Here is a 21,477-nt window from a genome sequence, read left to right as displayed (position 1 = left end):
AACGGTGTTGCGTGATCACGAACGCTTTGTGACTGACGGGTTAAGCGCCGATCTGAGGGCTTAGTGACGGTTTTCGGCAGCTTGTGTCGTGTCCTGATCGGCCTGATGGGACGGATTGTTCAGCGCCTTCCGCAGCCGCCGGGCCTGCACCACGAACTGAGAGGAGCCGGCGCGCTCGGCGACCGCGTCGAGGCCCACGACTTCGGCCTCCGCTCCGCACCGCTCCACACAGTCGGCTGCCACGGCCAGCAGCTCACCGAGCCCGCGCACCGGCTTCTCCGCCGCCAGCAGACCGGGCAGCGCGCCCGCCAGCACCGCCCATGTGGTCGCGTACGCACCGGTGGCGGCAGCCGTCCGCGCCGCGTCCGCGAAGCGGTTGACCTTGACGGTGCCCTCGCCCACGAGTCCGGCCAGTGTCTCGCCCAGCAGTGGAGCGTCGAGATCGCCCCGCGCCGCCAGGACGAGGAGCGCGTCGACCGCGGTCAGCCGGTCCTCCGCGTGCCGGCCGCCGAGGCCGATCGCCACCGCGAGATGCGTCGCCGGACCGATCGGCCCCTCCCCCTCGGCCAGTGCCGTCAGACCCCAGGTCGCTCCGCGCTCGTCCCACTCGGCCCCGCCGGCAAGGACGGGCAGCAGCCAGGTCGCCAGGTTCTCCCGGTCGTCCGGCAGGACGCCCGGCCAGTTCTGCCGCTCGCCGCCCCAGTGGTGGCACTGGTGGTCGACCTCGGTCTGGGCGCCGCCCAGCCATTGGAAGGCCGGCGGGAACTCCTCGCGCACGGCGCGCCTTTCGCGGATCTTCAGGACGAGGCGGTCCGCCAGCCACCACCTTCCGCCCCTCTTGTCGCGGCCGCGGGTCAGGAACCGCACACCGGGCGCCAGGGACACGTCCGCCGTCAGCCACTCGGCGAGCCGCTCACCGGCCCGGGTACCCAGCTCCGCGGCTTCCGCCGCCGCGTCCCCGGCGGACGGGTCGGCCTTGCGGACCCGCAGCAGCGCCTGCGCGAGGTCGACCGGGGCCGGTTCGATCCCCGCGTCCCGGTAGTCCCGCAGCCGGCGGACCAGTACCGACGGATCGATCGCCCCGGTGTGCCAGGTGGGGGCGGCGAGCAGGAACGGGAGCCGATCGGTACCGATCAGGGAGGCGACCTCCCACAGCCGGGCGTCGACCACCCTGTCCAGGGCGCGGTGCACACAACCGGCGACACCCTGCCCGTGGACCAGCGCACCGTGGATCCGCGCGGGCCGCACCATCCCCATGAGGGCGGCGAGGACGACGTCCACGCCGTAGGTGCCGTGACCGAAGGGATCCCGGACGTGTCCGTCCGGCGACTTCTCCATCCAGAACGCGTCGGCGAACGCGGCCGCCACCGCTCCCCTCAGCTCCTCGCGATGGAGACCGGCATGACGGACGAGGCCGTCCAGCGCGCGCTCGAACTCCTCGGGCGCGTCCGTACGGCCCTTGGAAACGGCCACCAGATCCTCGACGAGCTCCGCGACCGTGTCCGCGGGATCCCGCACCGGCCGCAGCTCCGGCACCGGAGGCAGGACCTCCTCGTACGGAAGATCGTCCCCGAAGTCCGTCGTCGTGCCGAACAGCTCCTCGGCCGCCTGCCGGTGCACGGGGCTCAAGGAGGCGGCGGCACCCGCCAGTTCCTCGCGCACCTGCTCGTCCACCTCCGCCAGATGCCGCCCCACCAGCTTCAGCGCCCGCTCCTGGATACCGGTGTCCTCGTGCCCGAACGCGTCCGCGACCAGGGGCAGCAGGTCGGCCGCCGCACCGGACCTGCGCCGCAGCTCCTTGGCGAGCAGCGTCAACTGGGCCCGTACCAGCTTCTTCTCCGTACGGAAGAGCACCGGCCCGGACATCTCGGCCAGGTCCCGGACGGACAGTTCGCCCTCGGCGGCGAGCCCCGCCAGGACCTCCTGCGCATAGGCCGCGACGGGCGACGGCGCGTCGGCCGCCATGCCGATCCATTCGGCCGTCCGGCCGCGCCGCTCCTCCCGGTCGGTGCCGAGCAGCTGGAGCAGCGCGAGCGGGAAGCGCAGATCGCGCGGCTTTCCGCCGCGCAGCAGCCGCGCGACACAGCCGTCCACCAGCCCCGCGCGGTCGAGGACGCCCTCGTCCACCAGCGTCCTGAGCGCGGTGGGCCAGTGGGTGGGAGCCTCCGGCCCCGCCGCCCAGGTGAGCCGGTCGGGCGTCTCGATCATGTCGAAGATCCGGGGCACGAGCATCGGCGTCTGCGGGTCGGTGCGCAGCTGTTCCAGCAGCCGGGGCCCTGTCATCTCGGCCGTCCAGCCCAGGATGTAGCCGTCCGTCGTCGGCACGGCGCAGCCCGACCGCAGGACCAGTTCGTGGACCAGCCGGTAGTCGCCCTCGGCCACGGCGGGGCGCTCGGCGAGCCGCTGGGCCACGTCGCCCAGCCACGCGGGGTCCCGGTCGGCGAGCACGCCGAGGACGAGGTCCGTGGTCGACCGGCCCCAGTCGTTCAGGTCCCGGCCGCCGATCCAGGCCGCCGCGGCCGCGGCACCCGTGTGACACCCGGCGCCGGCGACCCGCAGTGCACGCTGGACCCTCGTCTGCTCGTTCCAGCGAGCCCAGTCCCAGCCGCGGACCTCGGTCCGCAGGGCCTTGAGCTCCGCGAGGGCGGCCTTCCGGTCGCCGGGTCCCAGTTCCTTGAGCCGCCCGGGAACGGCCTCGTCCCGTCCCGCCCGTACCGTGATGAGCAGCTTGTTCACCGCACGCCCGTCGCGGGCCGCGGTCAGCCGCGCCTTGAGCGCCGTCTCGTCGATCTTGTCACTCATCGCGCGCCTCCGACGGTCGCGGCACCGGCCGCTGCCCCGCTCATGGCACCCGACACCGCACCGCGCCGGGCCATCCGCACCGCCAGCGCGTGCTTGCACGGTCCACGACGGCCCCGGTAGTCCGCCCACCACTGGCAGGTGCAGCTCAGTACCCCGCCGGACTCCCTCACCTGGTAGCGCCGTTCGCCGGAGGTGACCGTCGCCGGTTCGCCGTCGAGTACGACCGCTCCCTCCGCGACCAGGGCGCGCGCCGCCACCAGGCGGGGGTTGTGCCGCTCGGCACGGTCCGCGTCGTAGGGCAGCTCCCGGTGGAAGTACGCGGCGTCGGCCACGTCGTAGCCGACCCGGCCCGCCGTCCCGAGCCGGGTCAGCGCGGCGCGCACCCGGTCCACCGACAGGCCCGCCTGTGCTCCCAGTTCGGCGAGATCGATGCGCGGCTCCCAGGCCAGCAGGACCGAGACGAGCTCGGCGTCCTGAGCCGCCTCCTCCGTGGCCAGCGCCTCCAGGACACCGCCCTCGCCGGAGAATCCCCGCGAGGCGTCGGGCGACAGCGTGAGCGTGAGGCGCATTCCCGGCAGCGCCACCTCCCAGGCGCTCGCGGTGGCGACGCCGTCCGGCACCGGACCGTAGACCCGCAGCGCGATCGCATGCCGCAGCACCCGCTCGAGCGCCACCAGCCGGTCCGGACCCGGCAGACAGACGGCGCCCGGCACCGGCCGGGTGGTGGGCCGCAGGGTGCGGCCGTTCTGGACGACCCAGAGGGGACCGGCGCCCCGGCCCGGCGAGCGCGGCAGCGAGCGAAGGAACCGCACCGCCTCCGGGCCCGTCAGCTCCGCACGCAGATCGAATCCGGCGGAGGCCACCTGTGCCTCGGCGAAACCGCGCAGCCAGCGGTCGGGCAGCGGAACCTTCTTCTCGACCACCGAGCCCTCCAGGGTGGTCACCGCCAACTCGTCCGGGCCGACCCGCAGATGCAGCGGGTCGCTCCCCGTCATCCGGGACAGCGCCTCGCGCAGCGGGTTGTTGACGTCGACATTGGTGGTGCCGTGCCCGGTCTCCGCGCCGTCGAGCCCCTCGCTGAGCACGTCGAGCCGTGCGTACACGCCGCCGCATCCCGAGAACGACTCGAACCGCAGCCGGTCGCCGTTCCCCGTCACGACCGGGTCCAGCGACCCCGGCCTTATCCGCTGGTAGTAGCGGGCGGCCGCCACGTCGGCGACCGCGAGCAGGCCGCGCGCGGCGATCTGCGGGGACGTCAGAAAGCCGGAGAAGAAGCGGGGATGCGCCTCGGCGCCGGCGGGCGTCAGCCCACCGGAGGTCTCCAGGCCGAGCAGCCGGCCGGCACCGGAGGACTCCAGGGCGGACGGGCGTGAATAGGCGAGCGCCTGTACGGATCGCGTCATGGAAAGGACGCTAGGACCCACCACTGACAATCGGTCGAGACCGCGGACGGCAGGCCGCTCCACGGGTCCTTCGGCGGCCGCTGTGTGGGCCTTCCGACGGCCGCTCCTTGGGCCGGTCCGGCGGCCGCTCTCTGAGCCCTCGGCCGCCGAGGGAAGGCTGGTCCATCTGCTCCTCGGCCTCCGCCGGAAGCCCCCGCCCCGCCCCCGGCTCAGGCCCCGGCGATCGCCCGCAGTGCGTCCAGATGGCGCCGGTACACGGCTCGCCCGTCGGCCGTCAGCGCCAGCCATGTCCGGGGCCGACGGCCCACCCGGCCCTTGTCCACCGACACGAGACCGCCCTCCTCCAACGCCGCCACCTGCTTCGACAGCGCCGAGTCGGTGACCTCCACCAGATCCCGTACGAACGCGAACTCGGCCTTGTCCAGCGGCGCGAGAGCCGCGACGACCGAGAGCCGCACCGGTGACGTCAGCAGCGGCTCCAGATCGTGGCGGGGGTGAGCGCCGGGCTTCTCCGCGGTGCTCACGTCGTGGGGCTCCGCGTCTCCAGCCAGGCCCCGGCCGCGGGCGGGAGCGCGCAGCCGAGGGCGGCGACCACGGCGAACGGGACGCTGTCCGCCCACACGTTGAGCCCCAGGACCAACGCCGCCGCGTACAGCGCGCCCCAGGTACCGATCACAAGACCGTGCCGCAGTCCGAAGCTTCGCCGGACGGCCCGCTGACGGGCCGCGTACACGCTCAACCCGGCCACGACGAGCGCGTAGAGCGTCATCGACACGGCGACGACGAGCGGGCTCCGCCACAGCAGGATCGTCGGCACCAGGGCGAGTTGGGTGGCGGCGAAGACCAGCAGGTACCGCCCGTACCAGCCGCTGCGCTTCCGTACCGCGTCCTCCATGGCGCGTGACCGGTGCAACGCCTGTGCCGCGTCCGTGTGTGTGGACATGACCATCCCCCGTCTTCGACAGCAACTACTTTCCACTATGGCAAGTAATTGCTGCCGAGGCAATGGAGAGGGGCGGCCTACTGACCGACGCGCCCCGGCTGAAGTGCCTTGCTGAACAGGACCGTTCCGCCCTCCGCGCGGAGCCGGACCGTCAGCTCGCCGCTTCCGCCGTCGATGTCGACCTCGCCGAAGTACTGCGGGCTCTCCATCGGCGAGAGGTTCGCCCGCTCCGGCGCCCGTACGAAGACCCGCTCCGGGCCGAAGGTGGCGTCCAGCCGGTTGGCCGGGAAGCCACCCGCGGCCAGCGGGCCCGAGACGAACTCCCAGAACGGCGCGAAGTCCTGGAACGCGGCACGCTCCGGCGCGTAGTGCTGGGCCGAGGTGTAGTGGACGTCGGCGGTCAGCCACAGCGTGCCGGTGATCCGGCGGTGCTTGATGAACCGCAGCAGCTCCGCGATCTGCAGCTCCCGGCCGAGCGGGGCGCCCGGGTCGCCCTGGGCGATCGCCTCGATGTTCGCGGCGCCGTCGGGCACGACGAGGCCCAGCGGCATGTCGGCGGCGAGCACCTTCCACACGGCACGCGAGCGGCTCAGTTCACGCTTGAGCCAGGTCAGCTGCTCGGCACCGAGAATGCCCGTGGTGTCGTCCGCCTGCCGGCCCGGGGAGTTGGCGTTGCGGTACGAGCGCATGTCGAGCACGAACACGTCGAGCAGCGGGCCGTACCGCACCACCCGGTGCATCCGCCCGTCCGCGGCGCCACCGCGCGCGTGGAGCGTGGAGACCGGGAAGTACTCGGCGAACGCCCGTGAGGCGCGGGCCGCGAGTACGTCCACGTCCTTCTCCGTGTAGCGGGCGTCGTCCAGGATCTGGCCGGGGTACCAGTTGTTGCGGACCTCGTGGTCGTCCCACTGCACGATCGACGGCACCTGCGCGTTGAAGGCCCGCACGTTGTGGTCGAGGAGGTTGTAGCGGAAGTTGCCCCGGTACTCGTCCAGGGTCTCGGCCACCTTCGCCTTCTCCGGCGTCGTGACGTTCCGCCAGACCCGGCCGTCGGGCAGGGTCACGCTCGGCTGGAGCGGTCCGTCCGCGTAGATCGTGTCGCCGCTGCACAGGAAGAAGTCCGGGTCCAGCCGGCGCATCTCCTCGTACGCGCGGAAGCCGCCGATGTCCGGGTTGATGCCCCAGCCCTGCCCGGCGATGTCGCCCGACCAGAGGAAGCGCACCCCGTCGCGGCGCCGCGCGGGTGCCGTACGGAAGGTGCCGACGACCGGTTCGCCGGTACGGCGCGGGTCGTCCGGGTCCGCGAGCGTGACCCGGTAGTGGATCTGCTCGCCCGCGGGCAGCCCGCGCAATGCCGCCGTCCCCGTGAAGTCGCCACCCGCGCCGAGCAGGGGCCCGAGGTGGCGGTGCGTACGACGGAACGACGCGCTCGCCGAGGTCTCCACGATCATCCGGGCCGGCCGGTCCGAACGGACCCAGACCAGACCCGAGGAGGAGGTCACATCACCCGTCTGCACCCCCCACGCGGCCCGCGGCCGCCCCGAGAGCGCCAGCGCCGGGGCGGCGGTCGCGGCACCGCCGAGGGTGAGCGCCGCCGACGCGGCGAGCGAGCCGCGCAGCACGCTGCGGCGGGCGGGGGACGAGCCGGGGACGGAGTAGGACATCGAAGCGCCTCCAAGTGCTGAGCCGGGTGGGTCCGTTGTGCCGCCCCCATGCCTAACGGCAAGGGACGGCGGACACGCGAACCCCGCGTGAACAGACCGGAGTCGCGCCCGTTCGGCCCAGCCCGATGACCCTCGCTCCTCTCACCGCCCCGGCGTCATCCGCACGCTTCCGCCGCCAGCCCCACCCCCCGCTCGATCTCGGACGGCGTCAGATGGGCGTAACCGATCACGAGCCGGACGGCGCCGTCCGTCGGGCGCGCCGTTCCGTACTCCTCCAGAGGGCGCAGGGCCACACCGACGGCCGCCGCACGCTCCACGAAGCGCGCACCGGGGCCGTAACGCTCCGGCACGCGCGCGATGATGTGCAGCCCGGCGGCGATCCCGCTCACCTCGGTACCGGGGAGATGCTTCTCCAGGGCGGCGACGAGCGCGTCCCGCCGTTCCCGGTACGCGCGCTGGCAGCGGCGCAGCTGCCGGTCGTAGCCGCCGCCTGTCACGAACTGCGTGAGCAGCGCCTGATCCAGGGCCGGGTTCCCGAGGTCCATGGTCCGCTTGCGCTCCACGACCTCCTCCACCAGCTCCTCCGGCGCCAGCAGCCAGCCCAGCCGCAGCCCGGGAGCGAGGGACTTGCTCACGGAGCCGGTGTACGCCACCCGTTCCGGATCGAGCCCCTGCAGCGCGCCGACCGGTGCCCGGTCGTAGCGGAAGTCCCCGTCGTAGTCGTCCTCCAGGACGTAGCCGTCCACGGACCGGGCCCAGTCGAGGAGCGCCGCGCGACGCGGCGCCGAGTACGCGATCCCGGTGGGGAACTGGTGGGAGGGGGTCGTCACGACCGCCCGTACCCCCGATGCGGCGAGCGGACCGGGCAGAAGTCCCTCCTCGTCCGTCGGCAGCCACACCGTCTCCAGACCGGCCGAGGCGAAGAGCCGCTCGTGCTCGGGGCTGCCGGGATCCTCGATCCCGACGGTCCGCATCCCGCGCGCCGCCAGCACGAAGCCGAGCAGCGTCGATGCCTGCGCCACGCCCGAGCACACCACGAGACGTTCGGGATCGGCCACCACACCGCGCCGCCGGGCGAGCATCCCCGCGAGCGCGGTACGCAGCTCCGGCAGCCCCCGGGGGTCCGGATAGCCGAGCGCCCGGTGCGGAAGCGCGGACAGCACCGACCGCTGGGCCGCGGCCCAGGCGGCGCGGGGGAAGAGCGAGAGATCGGGCGTCCCGGGACGGAAGTCCACCTGTACGCCGGGTGTGCGCGGCGCCGGATCCCGTACGGGCGGCGACGCGGCCGCCCGCACCGCCCCACTGACCCAGGTGCCCGAACCGCGGTCGCTGCGCAGATAGCCCTCGGCGGTGAGCTGCTCGTACGCCTCCGTCACCAGGCCGCGCGAGACACCGAGGTCGGCCGCCAGCTCACGGCTCGACGGCATCCGCGTGCCGGCCGTGAGACGCCCGCTGCGCACCGCCTCGCGCAGCGCCTCCTGAAGCGCCCGCCCACGCCGCCGGGCCGGCGCGCCCGCCGCAGGGAGCAGCAACTCCCACGCCGTGTAGGCCCGCATCCTGATGTCCCCCTCCACTCCTCGCGGTTCACGACACCACCCGCTACGCCTTCGTCGTCGCGACCGCCACAGACGGCATCCGACCCCGGTGCCTGCCACCCGCACGCTTCACAGCCGCTCCCACCATCCCAAGGCCAGGACTATGCCCTTCTTGGCCGAGCATCCCCATGTATGCCCCCGGAGGGTGAAGAAGATCGAGGAAAGCGTGGCCGATGTCACCGTCAGCAGGATGATGGCGACGCCGATCTCCCAGGAGATGAAGAACCCAAGGAGTGCGGCGGGTATGAGCATGATCAGGATTCCGATGCTCCCCTCACGGAGAACACGGTTCCAACTCGCTCTCCGCCACCTCCGTGCCTTGCCCGAGTATCCCTGGAGGCGTACGTGACCGGTGGTGCCGCAGGCTTCGGTGTTCATCAGGTTGCGTGGGTTGCTGTCGGGCGCCCTCAGCGGGACGCGATCCAGTCGTCGTAGAACGGCGGCATGGCGGAGGCCCGCTGTGTGAACCTCGGGGAGCGCTTCTCACGGAAGGCCGACACGCCCTCGGAGCCGTCGCCGATGCTCGTGTAGAACATGGCAAGGGATTCCGCCCGGTGCGCGTCCTCCGGGTCGTCCAGGGAGGCGTGGCGGTACGTCATCTGCCGGATCAGCGCGGTCGACACGGGCGAGCGCCCCAGCGTCCAACGGTCCGCCAACTCGCGCGCCCGCTTCAGGAGTTGACCGGGTTCGAGGACCTCGGTCGCGAGGCCCGCGGCCGCGGCGGCCTCCGCGCCGAGGATCTCGGCGGAGTACAGCAGCTCCAGCGCCCTGGGCATGCCGACCAGGCGGGGCAGGAACCAGGTCGAGACGGCCTCGGGCGTGATGCCGAGCCGGCCGAAGACGAGGCCGAACCGCGCGTTCGTTGAAATCAGCCGGGCGTCCATCGCCAGGGTCATCGTCGCGCCGATCCCGACCGCGGCGCCGTTGATCGCAGCGATCACGGGCTTGCGGCAGGCATGGACGGCCAGGGTGACCCTGCCCCCTGTGTCCCGGACCCGGCTGATGTCGGGGTGGCTCAGATCGGTCATCTCGGCGAGCGTGGGAGTGCGCGACTCGTCCAGGCCGAACACGTTGCCGTCCGCGCTGAGATCCATGCCGGCGCAGAAGGCCTTGTCGCCCGCGCCGGTGACGATGACCGCGCGCACGGCGTCGTTGTCGTTGACCTCGGTGAACGTCCGCTCCAGTTCCCCGGCCATCGTCGGGGTGAAGGCGTTGAGGTGGTCCGGCCGGTCGAGGGTGACGGTGAGGACGCCGTCGTCGATGTGGTGGCTGAGGGTGGTCCAGGTCATGGTCTCGTACTCCCGCTGTTCCTAGGTCGCTTCAGCCGCGGAGGTCGGCGAGCCGACCGATGATCTTCTCGGCGTCGGCCACGATGCCGCTCACGATCTCGTCACACGTGGCCACGGACTCGATGAGCCCCTGTGCCTGACCGGCCCACCAGAGGCCGTCGTCCATGTGCCCCTCCTGGAGCACACGGGTGCGGCCGCGGATGCCGGAGGCCAGCTCGGCGACATCCTCGAACACTGCTCCGGGGCGACGTGACCGAGTGACGATCTCCTCGGATATCGCGTTCCTGGCGACCCGGCCGGTGTTGCCGAACTCCCGGAAGACCAGCTGGGTGGCCCGCTCGTCGTTGGCGACGATCTGCTCCTTGACGTTGGGGTGCACCGGAGCCTCCGCGCTGGCGACGAACCGGGTGCCCATGTTGACGGCACAGGCCCCCAGCGCGAGGGCGGCGGCCAGCCCGCTGCCGGTCGCGAAGCCGCCGCTGGCGATGACCGGGATCTCCAACCGCCGCACGGCGGCGGGGACGAGGACGAGACCGGGGATGTCCTCCTCGCCCGGATGCCCCGCGCACTCGAAGCCGTCGATGCTCACCGCGTCCACGCCGAGGCTCTGCGCCTTGAGGGCATGCCGCACGGCCACCGCCTTGTGGATCACCTTCACGCCCGCGCTCTTGAACGCGGCCACGTGCTCCGCCGGGTTGCTGCCGGCCGTTTCGACCACCGTCACGCCGCTCTCGATGATGGCCGCGCGGTACTCCGCGTAGGGCACCGGCTTGAGGGTCGGCAGGATCGTCAGGTTGATGCCGAACGGCTTGTCGGTCATCTCACGGCACCGCGCGATCTCGCGGGACAGCGCCTCAGGCGTGGGCTGGGTGAGCGCCGTCAGGAACCCGAGGGCGCCCGCCTCGGCCACGGCGGAGATGAGATCGGCGGTGCCCACGCCCGTCATGCCGCCGCAGACGATCGGATGGTCCACGCCGAAAAGGTCGGTGAAGGGAGTCGAGATCATGCGCGAGGCCGGCCAGGGCCCTCTCCGTTCTTGCAGTCGCCGTACACACCCGGCGACCTCCCTGTCGCGGTCGGCGTGGCAGGCCGACCGGTAGACTCGAATTCGAATCGTTTTCGAGTTTAAGGGATGTCGGAGCGGGACTGTCAATTCCGTTCATCGAACGCGCGCGGTGTCCGGCGAGGGTCGAGGGCGCCGGGCGCCGGTCCGATCCGTCATCCGCACGTACCCCTGGGAGGGAAGCTGTCGTGAGCGGCGAGAACCACAACGAGAACCACGAGGCGGACCGTGCGGGCGAGCGATGGAAGCTGAAGGGCGCGGCATGGCGCGTGTTCTTCTACGTCGTCGGTGCCTACGTCTTCCTCAACGCGGTGGGCATGCTGGGCGCGCACGCCCAGAAGTAGCGACCCTGGTCTGCGGTGACTCGGGAGAAGCGGCTCGCGAAGGCCGACCATCTGCGCCGCACCCGTCACGGTGCGACGCCGCCGGGGCATCCGATCGGTCCGCGTCGCGCGTCGCCCTCGACCGATCGTGGCTCCCGGCGAGGGCAAGTCGACGGCCGGATCCTCCCCACTCGCAGTAGCCACTTATTTGTGGGTACTTGGCGGTGCTCGGCAACGGGTCGATCCTGAGGAAGGCAGGCCGAAGGGCCGCCGGAACCGGGCGGGATGTGGGGTGATGGCGGTATGCGTCAGGAGGCCGACTGGGCATCGGTGAGCTTCTCCAAGCGGCGGTGGCCCCAGTCGGAGACAGGGGCCAACGCCTCGGAGAGCTCCCGGCCGAATGCTGTCAGGGAGTAGAAGGTCTTCAGGGGGAGCACGTCGTGCACCTCCCGGTGCACCAGACCGTCGGTCTCCATCTCCCGTAGCGCCTGAGTGAGCACCTTCTCGCTGATGCCCTGCAGCCGTCGGCGCAGTTCACCGGGGCGGTGCGGGCCGGATTCCAGTATCCAGAGCAGAGTCGTCTTCCACTTCCCGTCGATCACAGCGATCGCAGCGGTTACCCCGCAGACATCCAGGTCCTCAGCACGACTGCGCGTCACTTTTCCCCCATTCGTTGATCTTTCCGATGTATGCATGGAGTTGAGACATGTCTCTCCCCACTGAAGAGTCTGCCGTCACCGTCCTCGGTCTGGGGCCGATGGGCCGAGCCCTGACGGCGGCGTTCCTGAACGCGGGCCTGCGCACCACGGTCTGGAACCGGACCGCTGGCCGGGACCACGAGCTGGTCGCGCGGGGCGCGGTCAGCGCACGGTCTGCGGAGGAAGCCGTCGCCGCGAGCGGGCTGACGGTGGTCTGCGTGGTGAACTACGACGCGGCGGACACGATTCTGCGGCGCAAGGCGGTCGTCGACGCGCTCAAGGGGCGCACGGTGGTCAATCTGACCGCAGACACGCCGGACCGGGCCCGGGATACGGCGGCATGGGCGGCCGAGCACGGCGTTCGCTATCTGGACGGCGCGATCATGACACCGACTCCGACCATCGGCACTCCGGCCGCTGTGTTCATCCACAGCGGTCCCAAGGATCTTTACCTCGAGCACCGGTCCGTCCTGGAGGCGCTGGGCGGCACCCACACACATCTCGGTGAGGAGATCGGCAGGGCGGCGGCATACGACATCGCGCTGCTCGACATCTTCTGGACCGCCATCGCGGGCTATGCCCACGCCCTGGCGGTGGCGCAAGCGGAAGGGATCACCGCGCGCGAACTGGCGCCGTTCGCCAAGGGAATCGGCGACATCCTCCCGCCCATCTTCGAAGAGTTCGCGGAGGATGTGGACAACGGGTCGTTCTCCGGCGAGGGCAACCCTCTGACCTCGGCGGTGTCGTCCATGGCCCATATCGTCCACACCTCGGAGGCCCATGGCATCGACGCGGGCGTGATGCGCGCGGCAGAAGGCATGGCCCGCCGAGCCATCGGGCTGGGCCACGGCGCTGACGGGTTCAGTCGGGTCACCGAACTGCTGGGCCGTCGCTGAAGGAGTCCCCACGGGCGGTGCTCCGGTTGCAGATCGTGATCTTGCCGGTGGGACGCGGCTGCGGCCATGGGCGCGGCGCGAAATCGGATCGCGTGGCGCGGTCCGGGGCTGGCACGCTGCCTTTCATGGATCATCCGGAAGTACTGCTCATCGGAGGGCGTGCCGGCGTCGGCAAGACGACGGTGGGGTGGGAGGTTTCGGCGCGGCTGCGGGCCGCGGCGGTCTCGCACGCGATCGTCGAGGGTGACTTCATGGGCCAGGTGCATCCGGCCCCGGAGGGGGACCCTCACCGCTCGGAGATCACGGAGAGCAATCTGACTGCTGTCTGGGGCAACTTTGCCCGGCTCGGCTATCGCCGCCTGATCTACACGAACACCGTGAGCGTGCTGCCCGAGGCGACGGGCATGTTCGAGCGCTCCATGGGGGCAGGCGTGCGGATCGTACGCGTACTGCTCACCGCCTCCGATGCCACCACCGGCGACCGGCTGGCAGGCCGCGAACTCGGCTCGGAGCTGGAGCAGGAGCTGAAGGGCAGCGCCCGCAAGGCGCGGCTCCTGGATGAGAGGGCACCCGCGGACACGGTTCGGATCCCGACCGACGGGCGGCCTGTCGTGGACATCGCCCGTGAAGTGATCGCCACCACCGGCTGGCTCGGGCGACACTCCGCTGGGCGCTCCTGATCTCGCTGGTCGGGGCTTGTTCCTGCGGCGGAAGGCGAACTCGTCCACCCCACCTGCGGAGGCCCATCACTCAGGTGATCTTTGATGCCAGGGCCGCAGGGACCCCCCACAATCGCGGTATGACCAACGTCGTTGTCGACGCAGCCTGGCACAAGGTCCTGACCGCTTACGGCGAACCTTCCCGGCCGGAGGAATCACCGCTTCTGAAGCCGTTTGCCAAGCTGGTGCGGGTAGCGCATGCCGATCCGCTGCTTCGCCGGCTCTTCCCATGGACCGGTATGTGGGAGCTTCACTTCAGCAGGTGCACGGAGATGGACTACACCTGGGACCTCCCGTACATCGGTACGTTGAGGGACGGCCGGTACTACGTCGAAGGACCGAGCCGGAGCAGCCCGCGGATCGCTGAGACGGACAGCGCGCAGGCCGCTGTGGCGATGGTCATCGATCGCCTGCCGCCAGGCTGCGCCCCGGCCTTCATCGGCAACGCAGGTGAACTGACCGCATACGAGAAGGCACAGGGTGGCGGGTAGGGCCGGCCCCATTGGCTTCGGCAGCGGCCGGCGTCGGGTGCCTCGCGGGGCAGGTCGTTACGCGGCCGAGCATTCGAGGATGCGGCCGTCGCTGGTGCCGATGAGCAACCGGTCGGTGGCGGTGACGGTGAGAGCGGTCGGTACGGCGGAGACCGCGCGGACGGTGAGGTGCTGCCGCCAGCGCACGGTGCCGTCGCCCAGGTCGAGAGCGACCACCTCTCCGTCGTCGTAGCCGACGTAGACGGTGGCCGCGTCGCCGTCCAGCGCGGTCGCCTTCCGGTCGGTACGGAACACCCACCGCGGTCGCCCGTCGGTTGCCTCGCGCCGGACGACGAACGATTCGCCGGGCTGGAGCCCTTCGCCGTGGTACACGGTTCCGGCGTGGACCAGGCTTCCGTCCGCGGCCTCGATGCCGGGACCGCCGAAGTGCGTTTCGCCAGGCGCCCAGGCGTACGGGAACATCCACCGGGTGGAGGGCTCAAGGGGTTCGACGGGCCGTTCGGCCGCGGGTTCCTCCAGGTCCATGGCAGTGACCCAGCGCTCTCCCTCGTAAGGGTCCCGCTCGCCCGGGGGCCGGAGCGTGGACTGGAAGTAGATGCGGCTTCCACCCCGCACGGGGAATCGGCTGCGGGAACCATTGCCTCCGTCCGGTGACAAGGCCGGCCGGCCGTCGGCACAGCGCACCAAGGAGACGAATGATGACGGGACGACGCTGTCGAGTCGTCTCCCGTCAGCGAGGGAGAGCCGAACCACCGACTGCGGAACGGAGTCGTGCAGGCCGGGACGGCGTACGAGCCCGACCCATGCGGATCCTTCGTCGGGAGCGACAACGATCTCGCGCCCGCCCTCCTCGTCCGGAACCACCCACGCTCGCTCCCCCGAGGGCAGCCAGGATTCCAGCTGTACCCCATCGAGCGTGGCCAGGATCCGGCCGTCGCACAGCACCTCGACCGCGCGGACATTGCGGCGTGCGTCCCAGTCGGGCGCCAACCGTGTGAGTGTCCGGCGGGCGGATGCGCTGCCGTCGGGACGCGGCACCGGCACGCGCGGGCCGGCCAGGTCTTCTCCGGTGAGCGACTTGGCAGCCACGGCCGTCCAGTCCGTTCCGCGCACCACGGCGACATGGCCCTCGACGTGCGCGGCTTCGTCACGCCAGTCGTCAGGAGGCGCCATCACCACCCGCAGTGCCTGCTCGTCGAGCCATTCCAGCTCCAGGACCTGGCGGCCGGTCCAGTGCTCGATGAGCGATGTGGCCTTGCCTGTCTCCAGATGCAGAAGGAGCAGCTCGCCTTCGAAGAAGTAGCCGCCGTCGTAGCGGCCGGTGCCGACCGCGAGCAGCGGAAGCGTGGGATGGAAGGCCATCGCATGCACCGGAAACTGCGAGCGGACGAGGACGTGGCAGGCCAGGTCACCCGTCCCGTAGACACCGACGGGTGCAGTGCGGCCGAACCCGTACCTGCCCGCCACGGCCAGAAGGCCACGCCGCTCGTCGGTGATGGCCAGTACAGGGTCACCGACTTCGGCGAAGGCGCGATCGCCGAGGATCCGGTCGACGGACAGCGGGACAGTCATAGGGTCGATCATCGCAAGGTCCCGGAGATCGACAGGAACCTGGGCCCGGTTTCCTGGGCCGACGTCCGGCTCCCCACCTGGCCCTTGCGGGGCTCGCTCCGCCTCCGTCGCACGCGCCGTCCCGATGGTGCCGCTGCCGGGCGCCTGCCCACCGTCGTCCGATGCCCAGCACCACCACGGGGCCAATGGCGCCGCAGGCGCCCCGGTGAGCCGGCGTCCAGTCGGCGGGGCGCGGGCCCGCAGGGGCAAGTGGTCCCCGAAGGCGTCGGGGAAGTGGACCTTCAACCGGGCCGCCCCGGTTCATAGCGTCGGGGACATGCACACGAACTCCCTGCGAGGCGCCGTCCTCGTGACCGTCGCCTACGCGCTCGTCGGCGCCTCCTTCACCGCCAACAGTCTTCTCGGCGACTATCCGTACGCGGGCGGTCAGGCGCTGCGCTACGGCGCCGCCTGTCTCCTCCTGCTCCCGTTGCTCGGTCCCGGCGGGCTCCGTCCGCTCCGTGCGCTGGGTCTGCGGCAGTGGGGCCGCCTGGCCGTGCTCGCCGGTGTCGGGATGGTCGGCTTCAACCTCGCGGTGCTCGCCGCGGAGCGTACCGCCGAGCCCGCCGTCCCCGGGGTCCTGGTCGGCTGCGCCCCCGTGGTCGTGGCCGTGCTCGTGCCGTTGCTCGACGGGCGCAGGCCCAGCCGGCCGGTTCTGTACGGTGCGCTGCTCGTCGCCGCGGGAGCCTTCACCGTCCAGGGCTGGGGCCGTACCGATCCGGCCGGCCTCGCCTACTCCGTGGCAGCCCTGGCGGGCGAGGTCGGCTTCACCGTCCTCGCCGTACCCGTGCTGCGGCCGCTCGGGCCGAAGCTCCTCACGGCCGTCGTCTGCGGTGTCGCGGCCGTCGAGTCGGCACTCATCGGTCTGGTCGTCGACGGCGGCGCGTTCCTGCGGGTCCCGACGGCCGTGGAGACCGGCGCCCTGGTCTGGCAGGCCGCCGTGGCCACGGTCGTCGGCTTCGTCCTCTTCTACATGGGGGTCCAGCGGATCGGCATGGAGCGCGCCACCCTGTTCACGGGCGCGATCCCGGTCGCCGCTGCGCTGACCGCCGTACTCGTCTCCACCGGCGGTTTCGGCCTCCCGCAGGCCGCGGGCGCCCTTCTCGTGGGCGCCGGAGCGGCCCTCGGGACGGGCCTGTTCACGCGGTCGAAGCCGTCAGCGGCTGCCGTCCAGGATCACCCGTGCGACGAGCGCCGGGTCGTCGTTCATGGGGACGTGACCGCAGCCGGGCAGCCGCACCAACCGGGCCCCGGGCATGGTGTGCTTGGCGCGGACGCCCTGTCGGCGCAGGAGCAGCCGGTCGCGGGTGCCCCAGGCGATCGTGACCGGCACGGCGGAGACGTCGTCCGCGAACAGCACGGTCCGGCCGGCCTCCAGCGTCTCCCGGAAGCCGGTGGCCTCGCGCAGCGCGAGCGTCTCGGCGACCACCGCCTCGGGTGAACGGCGCCCGGGACGTGCGTAGATCGTGCTCGTCAGCGCCGTACGCCCGGCGGCGCTGCGGGACAACCGCTCGATCAGCGGCACGGGCATCGAGAGCGCGGCGGCCCGCATCGCACGCAGTGTGCCGAAGGCGTACCTGCGCTCGCTCTCCGACCAGAACCCGGCGGGGGAGAGCGCCGTGACCGAGCGCACCCGCTTCTCCCGGCCCAGTTCGAGGGAGAGAAGGCCGCCGAGGGAGTTGCCCGCGACGTGCGGCCGTTCGATCCCGAGGGCCTCGCAGAAGGCACCGAGCACCGGCACGACCGTCGACAGGTCGTGGTCGAGGCCCTCCGGCAGCGCGGGCGAGGTACCGAAGCCGGGCAGGTCGACGGCCACGACGTCGCGTTCGGCGGCGAGGATGTCGAGTACCGGCTCCCACGCCTGCCAGTGATGGCCGATGCCGTGGAGCAGCAGCAGCGGCTCGCCCGCGCCCCTGCGTTCGTACGTCAGGGACACGCTCCGCGGACCGCGCGGGGATTCGATCGTGAACGAGATCTGCTCGGACATACGCATGACTCCCTGACTTAGACACCCTGTCAGCAAGAATTACCGCTCAGTAGGCAGGAGTTCAAGGGCCTCGGCGGAACTGGACAGAGTCCGGGCGGTCGGATGGGATGGGGGAGTGGCGACCGACACCCTGACCGACGTCTTCGAAGAACACCGGCCGATGCTCATCGGCGTGGCCTACCGCATGCTCGGCCGCGCCGCCGACGCCGAGGACGTGGTCCAGGAGGCGTGGCTGCGCTGGACGGCCGCCGACCGCGACGACGTCCGCGAGCCGCGCGCCTTCCTCGTACGCATCACCACCCGCCTCGCGCTCGACCGGCTCCGCCAGGTCCAGGCCCGCCGGGAGTCGTACGTCGGGCCCTGGCTCCCCGAACCCGTCGTCACGGACTTCGGCCCCGCCGTCCCCGACACCGCCGAGCGCGCCATGCTCGCCGACTCCGTCTCGGTCGCCGTGCTCGTCGTCCTCGAATCGCTCTCGCCGCTGGAGCGCGCGGTCTTCGTGCTCCGTGAAGCGTTCGGCTTCCCCTACGGGGAGATCGCCACCGCGCTCGACCGCACCGAGGCCGCCGTCCGCCAGCTCGCCGGCCGGGCCCGCCGCCATGTCGACGAGGGCAGGCCCCGTTACGACGTCGACCCGGCCGAGCGGCGCGACCTCACCGAGCGCTTCCTCGCCGCCGCTGCCGGCGGGGACCTCGAACAACTCCTGGACCTGCTCGCGCCCGACGTCCGCCTCGTCGGGGACAGCGGGGGCAAGTCCAAGGCGCCGCTGCGGATCATCGAGAGCGCGGACAAGGTCGGCCGCTTCCTCGCCGCCGTCGGCCAGGACCCGGAGAACCTCTACGAGTACCGCTTCATGGAGCTCAACGCGGGCCCCGGGCTGCTCGTCCTCGTCGACGGCAAGCCCGACTCGGTCTTCCAGGTCGATGTACGGGACGGGCGCATCCAGTGCGTCTACATCGTTCGCAACCCGGACAAACTCCACGCCGTGGGCATCGACTGATCCGTCGACCCGCCTCATGCGCCCCGTCTCCGCTCCGGAGGCGGGGCTCTTTGCTGCGCAGGGCTCACGGCGGCGCGAACGTCCTGTGAACGATCTACGCCAGAGGGCCGCATTCACGGGCATCCGGGTCAGCATTGGTCTTGACCAAGGGGGTGCGCCGCTTTATGGTCGCAGAGATAGTGCAGGAACCTTTAATAAACAAGGGCGCGGAAAACCGCCGGGGACACGGCGATTGCGGAGGATCAGGGTGGGGACCACGCAGCTGGAGACGGTGCCGGAGCCGAAGTACTGGCATCTCAAGACCGTGATCGGCGAAGCGCTCGACTCCGACTTCGCGGTCGGCGAGATCCTTCCCAACGAGCGCGAGCTCGCCGCGCGCTTCGGCGTCGCCCGGGCCACGCTCCGCCAGGCCCTGGAGCAGCTGGAGCTGGAAGGCCGGCTGCAGCGCCGCCGCGGCGTCGGCACCACCGTCGCCCCGCCCCGCGTCGGGGTGGACGTCTCCACCACGCAGCACGGCTGGCCCGGTGTGGCCGAGGAGAGCTGGCAGTCCGTGGACTCCGCCACCGCCGTGGCCCCCGCGTCCGTCACGCGCCTCCTGGACATCGAGCCCGACGAGCAGGTCCACGTCGTGCGCCGCCTCCGCGTCACGAACGGTCAGCCGGTCGCGGCCGAGCTCCTGTACGTGCCGTCCGGCTCCGTCCCCGAGCTGACCGCGATCGACACCCCGTCCGGCCCGGCCCGCGCCCGCAGCGTGCTGCGCGAACTCCAGCGCCTCGCCCTGGACGGCCAGGACCGTGCCGTGGAGCTCGGCTCCGCCCGCGCCGACGACGCCAAGGAACTGGACCGCCTCCCGGGCGCGCCGGTCCTCGTCGTCACGACCCGCTACCTCTCCGAGGGCCGCACGGCAGCGGTCTCGGTGGCCACGTACCGCGCGGACACCTGCCGCCTGACGTTCGGCGACTCGGGCGACCTGGTGATGGCGTCCTGAGGTAGCCGACCACCGGCTTCCCCATACGCACCGAGCCCGGCACCGGCCGCGAGCATCGGCCGACCGGGCTCCCTCCCACCCGTCAGCGACGGGCCGTCACCGTGCCCTCCACCGCGAAGAGTTGTTCCTCCACGTGGTCCAGGGCCAGGCGCAGGGCGCCCGTGCCCACCGCCGCCTCGCCCAGCATCGACAGGACCACGCGCGGCGGGCGCAGGCAGAAGCGGGCCAGCTCGTCGCGCAGGGGCTGCAGCACGCCGTCCAGGCCCGCCGCCCAGCCGCCGATCACCACCAGCTCCGGGTCGAGCGCCAGCACCAGCGCCGCCACGTCGTGCACCAGACGCTGGGTGAAACGCTCCACCGCCGCCTCCGCCTGCGCGTCGCCCTGGCGGGCCAGTGCGAAGACCTCGGTGACCGCCTGCTCGTCCAGCGGGTGCAACGGCTCGTCCGTCGTCGACAGCAGGTGCTCGGGGGTGACCCCCTGGCCGAGCAGATGCAACGCCCCGATCTCCCCGGCCGCCCCGCCGTAACCGCGGTGCAGACGCCCCCCGATCAGGGAGCCCGCGCCCGGGCTCAGTCCGGCGAGCACGAAGACGATGTCGTCGGAGTCGGTCGCCGCGCCCTTCCAGTGCTCCGCGACCGCCGCCGCGTTCGCGTCGTTCTCCACCAGCACCGGGCAGCGGAACGACCGTCGCAGCCGCTCCCCGAGCGCCAGGCCCGTCCAGCCGGGCAGCGCTGTGCCCAGCCGGACCGTGCCGTCCGCCTCGACGATCCCGGGCGTGCCGACGCCGACCGCCCGCAGGTTGGAGCGGGCCACCCCGGCCCTGCGCAGCACATCCGCGACGACCGTGCGGACCCGCTCCAGGCGCTCGTCCTCCGGCGCCGTCTCCGAGACCTCACGGGCCCCCGCGCCGATGATCCGCCCGTCGAGGCCCGACAGCAGCGCGGCGACCCGGTGCGGGCCGATCTCGATGCCCAGCAGATGCCCGGCCTCCGCCCGGAAGCGGAACCTTCGCGCCGGTCGTCCCTGCCGCCTGGCCTCGCCCTCCTCGGGTGCCGCCTCGACGACGAGACCTCCGACGATGAGCCCCTCGACGACGCCCTCGACCGTGGGCCGGGACAGCCCGGTGATCCGGGTGAGGTCCGTGAGCGTGAGCGCGTCGGCGCCCCGCAGAGCATGGAGTACCACCGCGGAGTTGATCCGCCGCAGCAGCGACGGATCCCCGCCGGTCAGCCGCCCCACAGTGTGTCCTTCCAGCTCGTACGCGTGTCTGGCGGATGTTACTCAATGGACCGGAGGGCGGCGAGCGTCGCCCGTGCTCGATGGCGGCGGGCGGGCGGCCTGACGGGGCGCCGGGTGTCAGAGCCGGCCGGTTTACTGAACCCATGACGCTCGCACAGCACCTCACCGCCCTCGATCTGCTGCGCGCCCGCGCGTTCCCCGCCGAGGGCTTTCACATGACCGAGTTAGCCGTCGAAGAACCCACGGAGGAGCAGGCGGAGGCCGAACGGGAAGCGCTCGCGCTGCTCCTGGAGTCCCGCTGGGGCCCGCCGCACCTGGTGGGTCTGTACGGACTGCTCGCCCGCGTCGGCGCGGGCGAGGCGATAGCGGAGCCCTGGGCGCTGATCTGCACCTCGGTGCCCGACATCCAGCTCTGGCACGTGGAGGCCCGCTGGGTCGCGCTCGGCCTCGCGCCGTGCGGCGAGGGGGAGTTCCGGCTCCTGGCCTGGATCACCGAAACCGACCCGCCATGACAGGCCCGCCGTGACAGACCCGCGGTGACGGCCCCGCCCCGGCAGCCCCGCTGTGACCGAAGGCGCCGATGACCCTCCGGGCCCGACGGCCCCAGCGCGCCGGGACCCGCCGTGACCGACCGACCGTCCGCCAGCCGGCAGCTCCCGCCGATCCGTCGCACCGACGCCGAGAGTTACGCCCGCCGATCCGTCGCACCTACGCCGAGAGCTGCGCCCGCCCGGTCCGTCGTACCGACGCCTGCGCCTAGGGCTG

20 protein-coding genes and 1 pseudogene are annotated in these 21,477 nt (G+C 72.0%); 8 read left to right on the top strand and 13 right to left on the bottom strand.

The genetic code is table 11. The features are described 5' to 3' along the window. Positions 1-60 precede the first annotated feature (60 nt). The 9 genes from ACFQ7Q_RS11530 to ACFQ7Q_RS11490 all read right to left on the bottom strand — a co-directional run bounded on the left by ACFQ7Q_RS11530 (position 61) and on the right by ACFQ7Q_RS11490 (position 10,702). Entirely contained in the window at positions 61-2,802 is a 2,742-nt protein-coding gene (locus tag ACFQ7Q_RS11530) for a DUF6493 family protein (protein WP_383552597.1), read from the bottom strand. Beyond that, positions 2,799-4,205, bottom strand: coding sequence for an SWIM zinc finger family protein (locus ACFQ7Q_RS11525; RefSeq protein WP_383552595.1), 1,407 nt, complete (start codon positions 4,203-4,205; stop codon positions 2,799-2,801). Before ACFQ7Q_RS11525 ends, ACFQ7Q_RS11530 begins: the two co-directional genes overlap by 4 nt. Before the next feature lie 209 nt (positions 4,206-4,414). Next, entirely contained in the window at positions 4,415-4,729 is a 315-nt protein-coding gene (locus ACFQ7Q_RS11520) for a winged helix-turn-helix domain-containing protein (RefSeq protein WP_383552592.1), read from the bottom strand. Continuing rightward, positions 4,726-5,148, bottom strand: a complete 423-nt coding sequence (locus ACFQ7Q_RS11515) for a hypothetical protein (protein WP_383552589.1) — start codon at positions 5,146-5,148, stop codon at positions 4,726-4,728. Before ACFQ7Q_RS11515 ends, ACFQ7Q_RS11520 begins: the two co-directional genes overlap by 4 nt. Positions 5,149-5,225: 77 nt before the next feature. Beyond that, on the bottom strand, positions 5,226-6,812 hold the full coding sequence (locus ACFQ7Q_RS11510) for an alkaline phosphatase D family protein (protein ID WP_383552586.1): 1,587 nt from the start codon (positions 6,810-6,812) through the stop codon (positions 5,226-5,228). A gap of 155 nt (positions 6,813-6,967) precedes the next feature. Further along, positions 6,968-8,368 (bottom strand): PLP-dependent aminotransferase family protein, encoded by a 1,401-nt coding sequence (locus ACFQ7Q_RS11505; protein ID WP_383552583.1) that lies wholly within the window; start codon positions 8,366-8,368, stop codon positions 6,968-6,970. Positions 8,369-8,476: 108 nt separating this feature from the next. Next, a complete protein-coding gene (locus tag ACFQ7Q_RS11500; protein WP_383552580.1) occupies positions 8,477-8,785 on the bottom strand; it encodes a hypothetical protein in 309 nt (102 codons plus the stop codon). Between the two features lie 29 nt (positions 8,786-8,814). Next, a complete protein-coding gene (locus ACFQ7Q_RS11495) occupies positions 8,815-9,696 on the bottom strand; it encodes a crotonase/enoyl-CoA hydratase family protein (protein WP_383552577.1) in 882 nt (293 codons plus the stop codon). A gap of 31 nt (positions 9,697-9,727) precedes the next feature. Then, positions 9,728-10,702, bottom strand: coding sequence for an NAD(P)H-dependent flavin oxidoreductase (locus ACFQ7Q_RS11490; protein WP_383552574.1), 975 nt, complete (start codon positions 10,700-10,702; stop codon positions 9,728-9,730). A gap of 245 nt (positions 10,703-10,947) precedes the next feature. On the opposite strand from ACFQ7Q_RS11490, the gene ACFQ7Q_RS11485 reads away from it, so the two are divergent. Continuing rightward, positions 10,948-11,103: a hypothetical protein gene (locus ACFQ7Q_RS11485; protein ID WP_383552572.1), complete on the top strand. Its 156-nt coding sequence runs from the start codon at positions 10,948-10,950 to the stop codon at positions 11,101-11,103. Between the two features lie 287 nt (positions 11,104-11,390). On the opposite strand, the gene ACFQ7Q_RS11480 is transcribed toward ACFQ7Q_RS11485, so the two are convergent. Continuing rightward, a complete protein-coding gene (locus tag ACFQ7Q_RS11480) occupies positions 11,391-11,741 on the bottom strand; it encodes a winged helix-turn-helix transcriptional regulator (RefSeq protein ID WP_383552570.1) in 351 nt (116 codons plus the stop codon). Between the two features lie 47 nt (positions 11,742-11,788). On the opposite strand from ACFQ7Q_RS11480, the gene ACFQ7Q_RS11475 reads away from it, so the two are divergent. From ACFQ7Q_RS11475 to ACFQ7Q_RS11465, 3 genes are all read left to right on the top strand, one after another. Beyond that, positions 11,789-12,676: an NAD(P)-dependent oxidoreductase gene (locus ACFQ7Q_RS11475; RefSeq protein WP_383552567.1), complete on the top strand. Its 888-nt coding sequence runs from the start codon at positions 11,789-11,791 to the stop codon at positions 12,674-12,676. 125 nt (positions 12,677-12,801) lie between these two features. Beyond that, positions 12,802-13,356: a hypothetical protein gene (locus tag ACFQ7Q_RS11470; RefSeq protein WP_383552654.1), complete on the top strand. Its 555-nt coding sequence runs from the start codon at positions 12,802-12,804 to the stop codon at positions 13,354-13,356. Between the two features lie 119 nt (positions 13,357-13,475). Then, entirely contained in the window at positions 13,476-13,886 is a 411-nt protein-coding gene (locus tag ACFQ7Q_RS11465; protein WP_383552565.1) for a DUF6193 family natural product biosynthesis protein, read from the top strand. A gap of 57 nt (positions 13,887-13,943) precedes the next feature. Here ACFQ7Q_RS11465 and ACFQ7Q_RS11460 read toward each other — a convergent pair whose 3' ends face one another. Continuing rightward, entirely contained in the window at positions 13,944-15,458 is a 1,515-nt protein-coding gene (locus ACFQ7Q_RS11460) for a PQQ-binding-like beta-propeller repeat protein (RefSeq protein ID WP_383552563.1), read from the bottom strand. On the opposite strand from ACFQ7Q_RS11460, the pseudogene ACFQ7Q_RS11455 reads away from it, so the two are divergent. Next, positions 15,382-16,611, top strand: a pseudogene (locus ACFQ7Q_RS11455) (DMT family transporter); the annotation flags it as partial. The gene ACFQ7Q_RS11460 and the pseudogene ACFQ7Q_RS11455 sit on opposite strands and share 77 nt — an antisense overlap. Before the next feature lie 42 nt (positions 16,612-16,653). Here ACFQ7Q_RS11455 and ACFQ7Q_RS11450 read toward each other — a convergent pair. After that, positions 16,654-17,484 (bottom strand): alpha/beta fold hydrolase, encoded by an 831-nt coding sequence (locus ACFQ7Q_RS11450; RefSeq protein ID WP_383552560.1) that lies wholly within the window; start codon positions 17,482-17,484, stop codon positions 16,654-16,656. A 115-nt stretch (positions 17,485-17,599) separates the two neighbouring features. On the opposite strand from ACFQ7Q_RS11450, the gene ACFQ7Q_RS11445 reads away from it, so the two are divergent. Beyond that, a complete protein-coding gene (locus ACFQ7Q_RS11445) occupies positions 17,600-18,484 on the top strand; it encodes an RNA polymerase sigma-70 factor (RefSeq protein ID WP_383552558.1) in 885 nt (294 codons plus the stop codon). A 247-nt stretch (positions 18,485-18,731) separates the two neighbouring features. Then, the gene (locus ACFQ7Q_RS11440) at positions 18,732-19,472 is read left to right on the top strand and encodes a GntR family transcriptional regulator (RefSeq protein ID WP_383552555.1); all 741 of its coding nucleotides are present in this window, start codon (positions 18,732-18,734) and stop codon (positions 19,470-19,472) included. 82 nt (positions 19,473-19,554) lie between these two features. On the opposite strand, the gene ACFQ7Q_RS11435 is transcribed toward ACFQ7Q_RS11440, so the two are convergent. Continuing rightward, complete coding sequence (locus ACFQ7Q_RS11435; RefSeq protein ID WP_383552553.1) at positions 19,555-20,712, bottom strand: ROK family transcriptional regulator; 1,158 nt, start codon at positions 20,710-20,712, stop codon at positions 19,555-19,557. A gap of 143 nt (positions 20,713-20,855) precedes the next feature. Between ACFQ7Q_RS11435 and ACFQ7Q_RS11430 the strand changes: the two genes are divergently transcribed. After that, entirely contained in the window at positions 20,856-21,224 is a 369-nt protein-coding gene (locus tag ACFQ7Q_RS11430) for a hypothetical protein (protein WP_383552550.1), read from the top strand. The last annotated feature ends 253 nt before the right edge of the window (positions 21,225-21,477 follow it).

It is taken from the genome of Streptomyces sp. NPDC056527, from assembly GCF_042794475.1.
GTDB lineage: Bacteria > Actinomycetota > Actinomycetes > Streptomycetales > Streptomycetaceae > Streptomyces.
The sequence above is the reverse complement of the archived record's forward strand: the minus strand, read 5'-3'. Positions and strand labels throughout refer to the sequence as shown.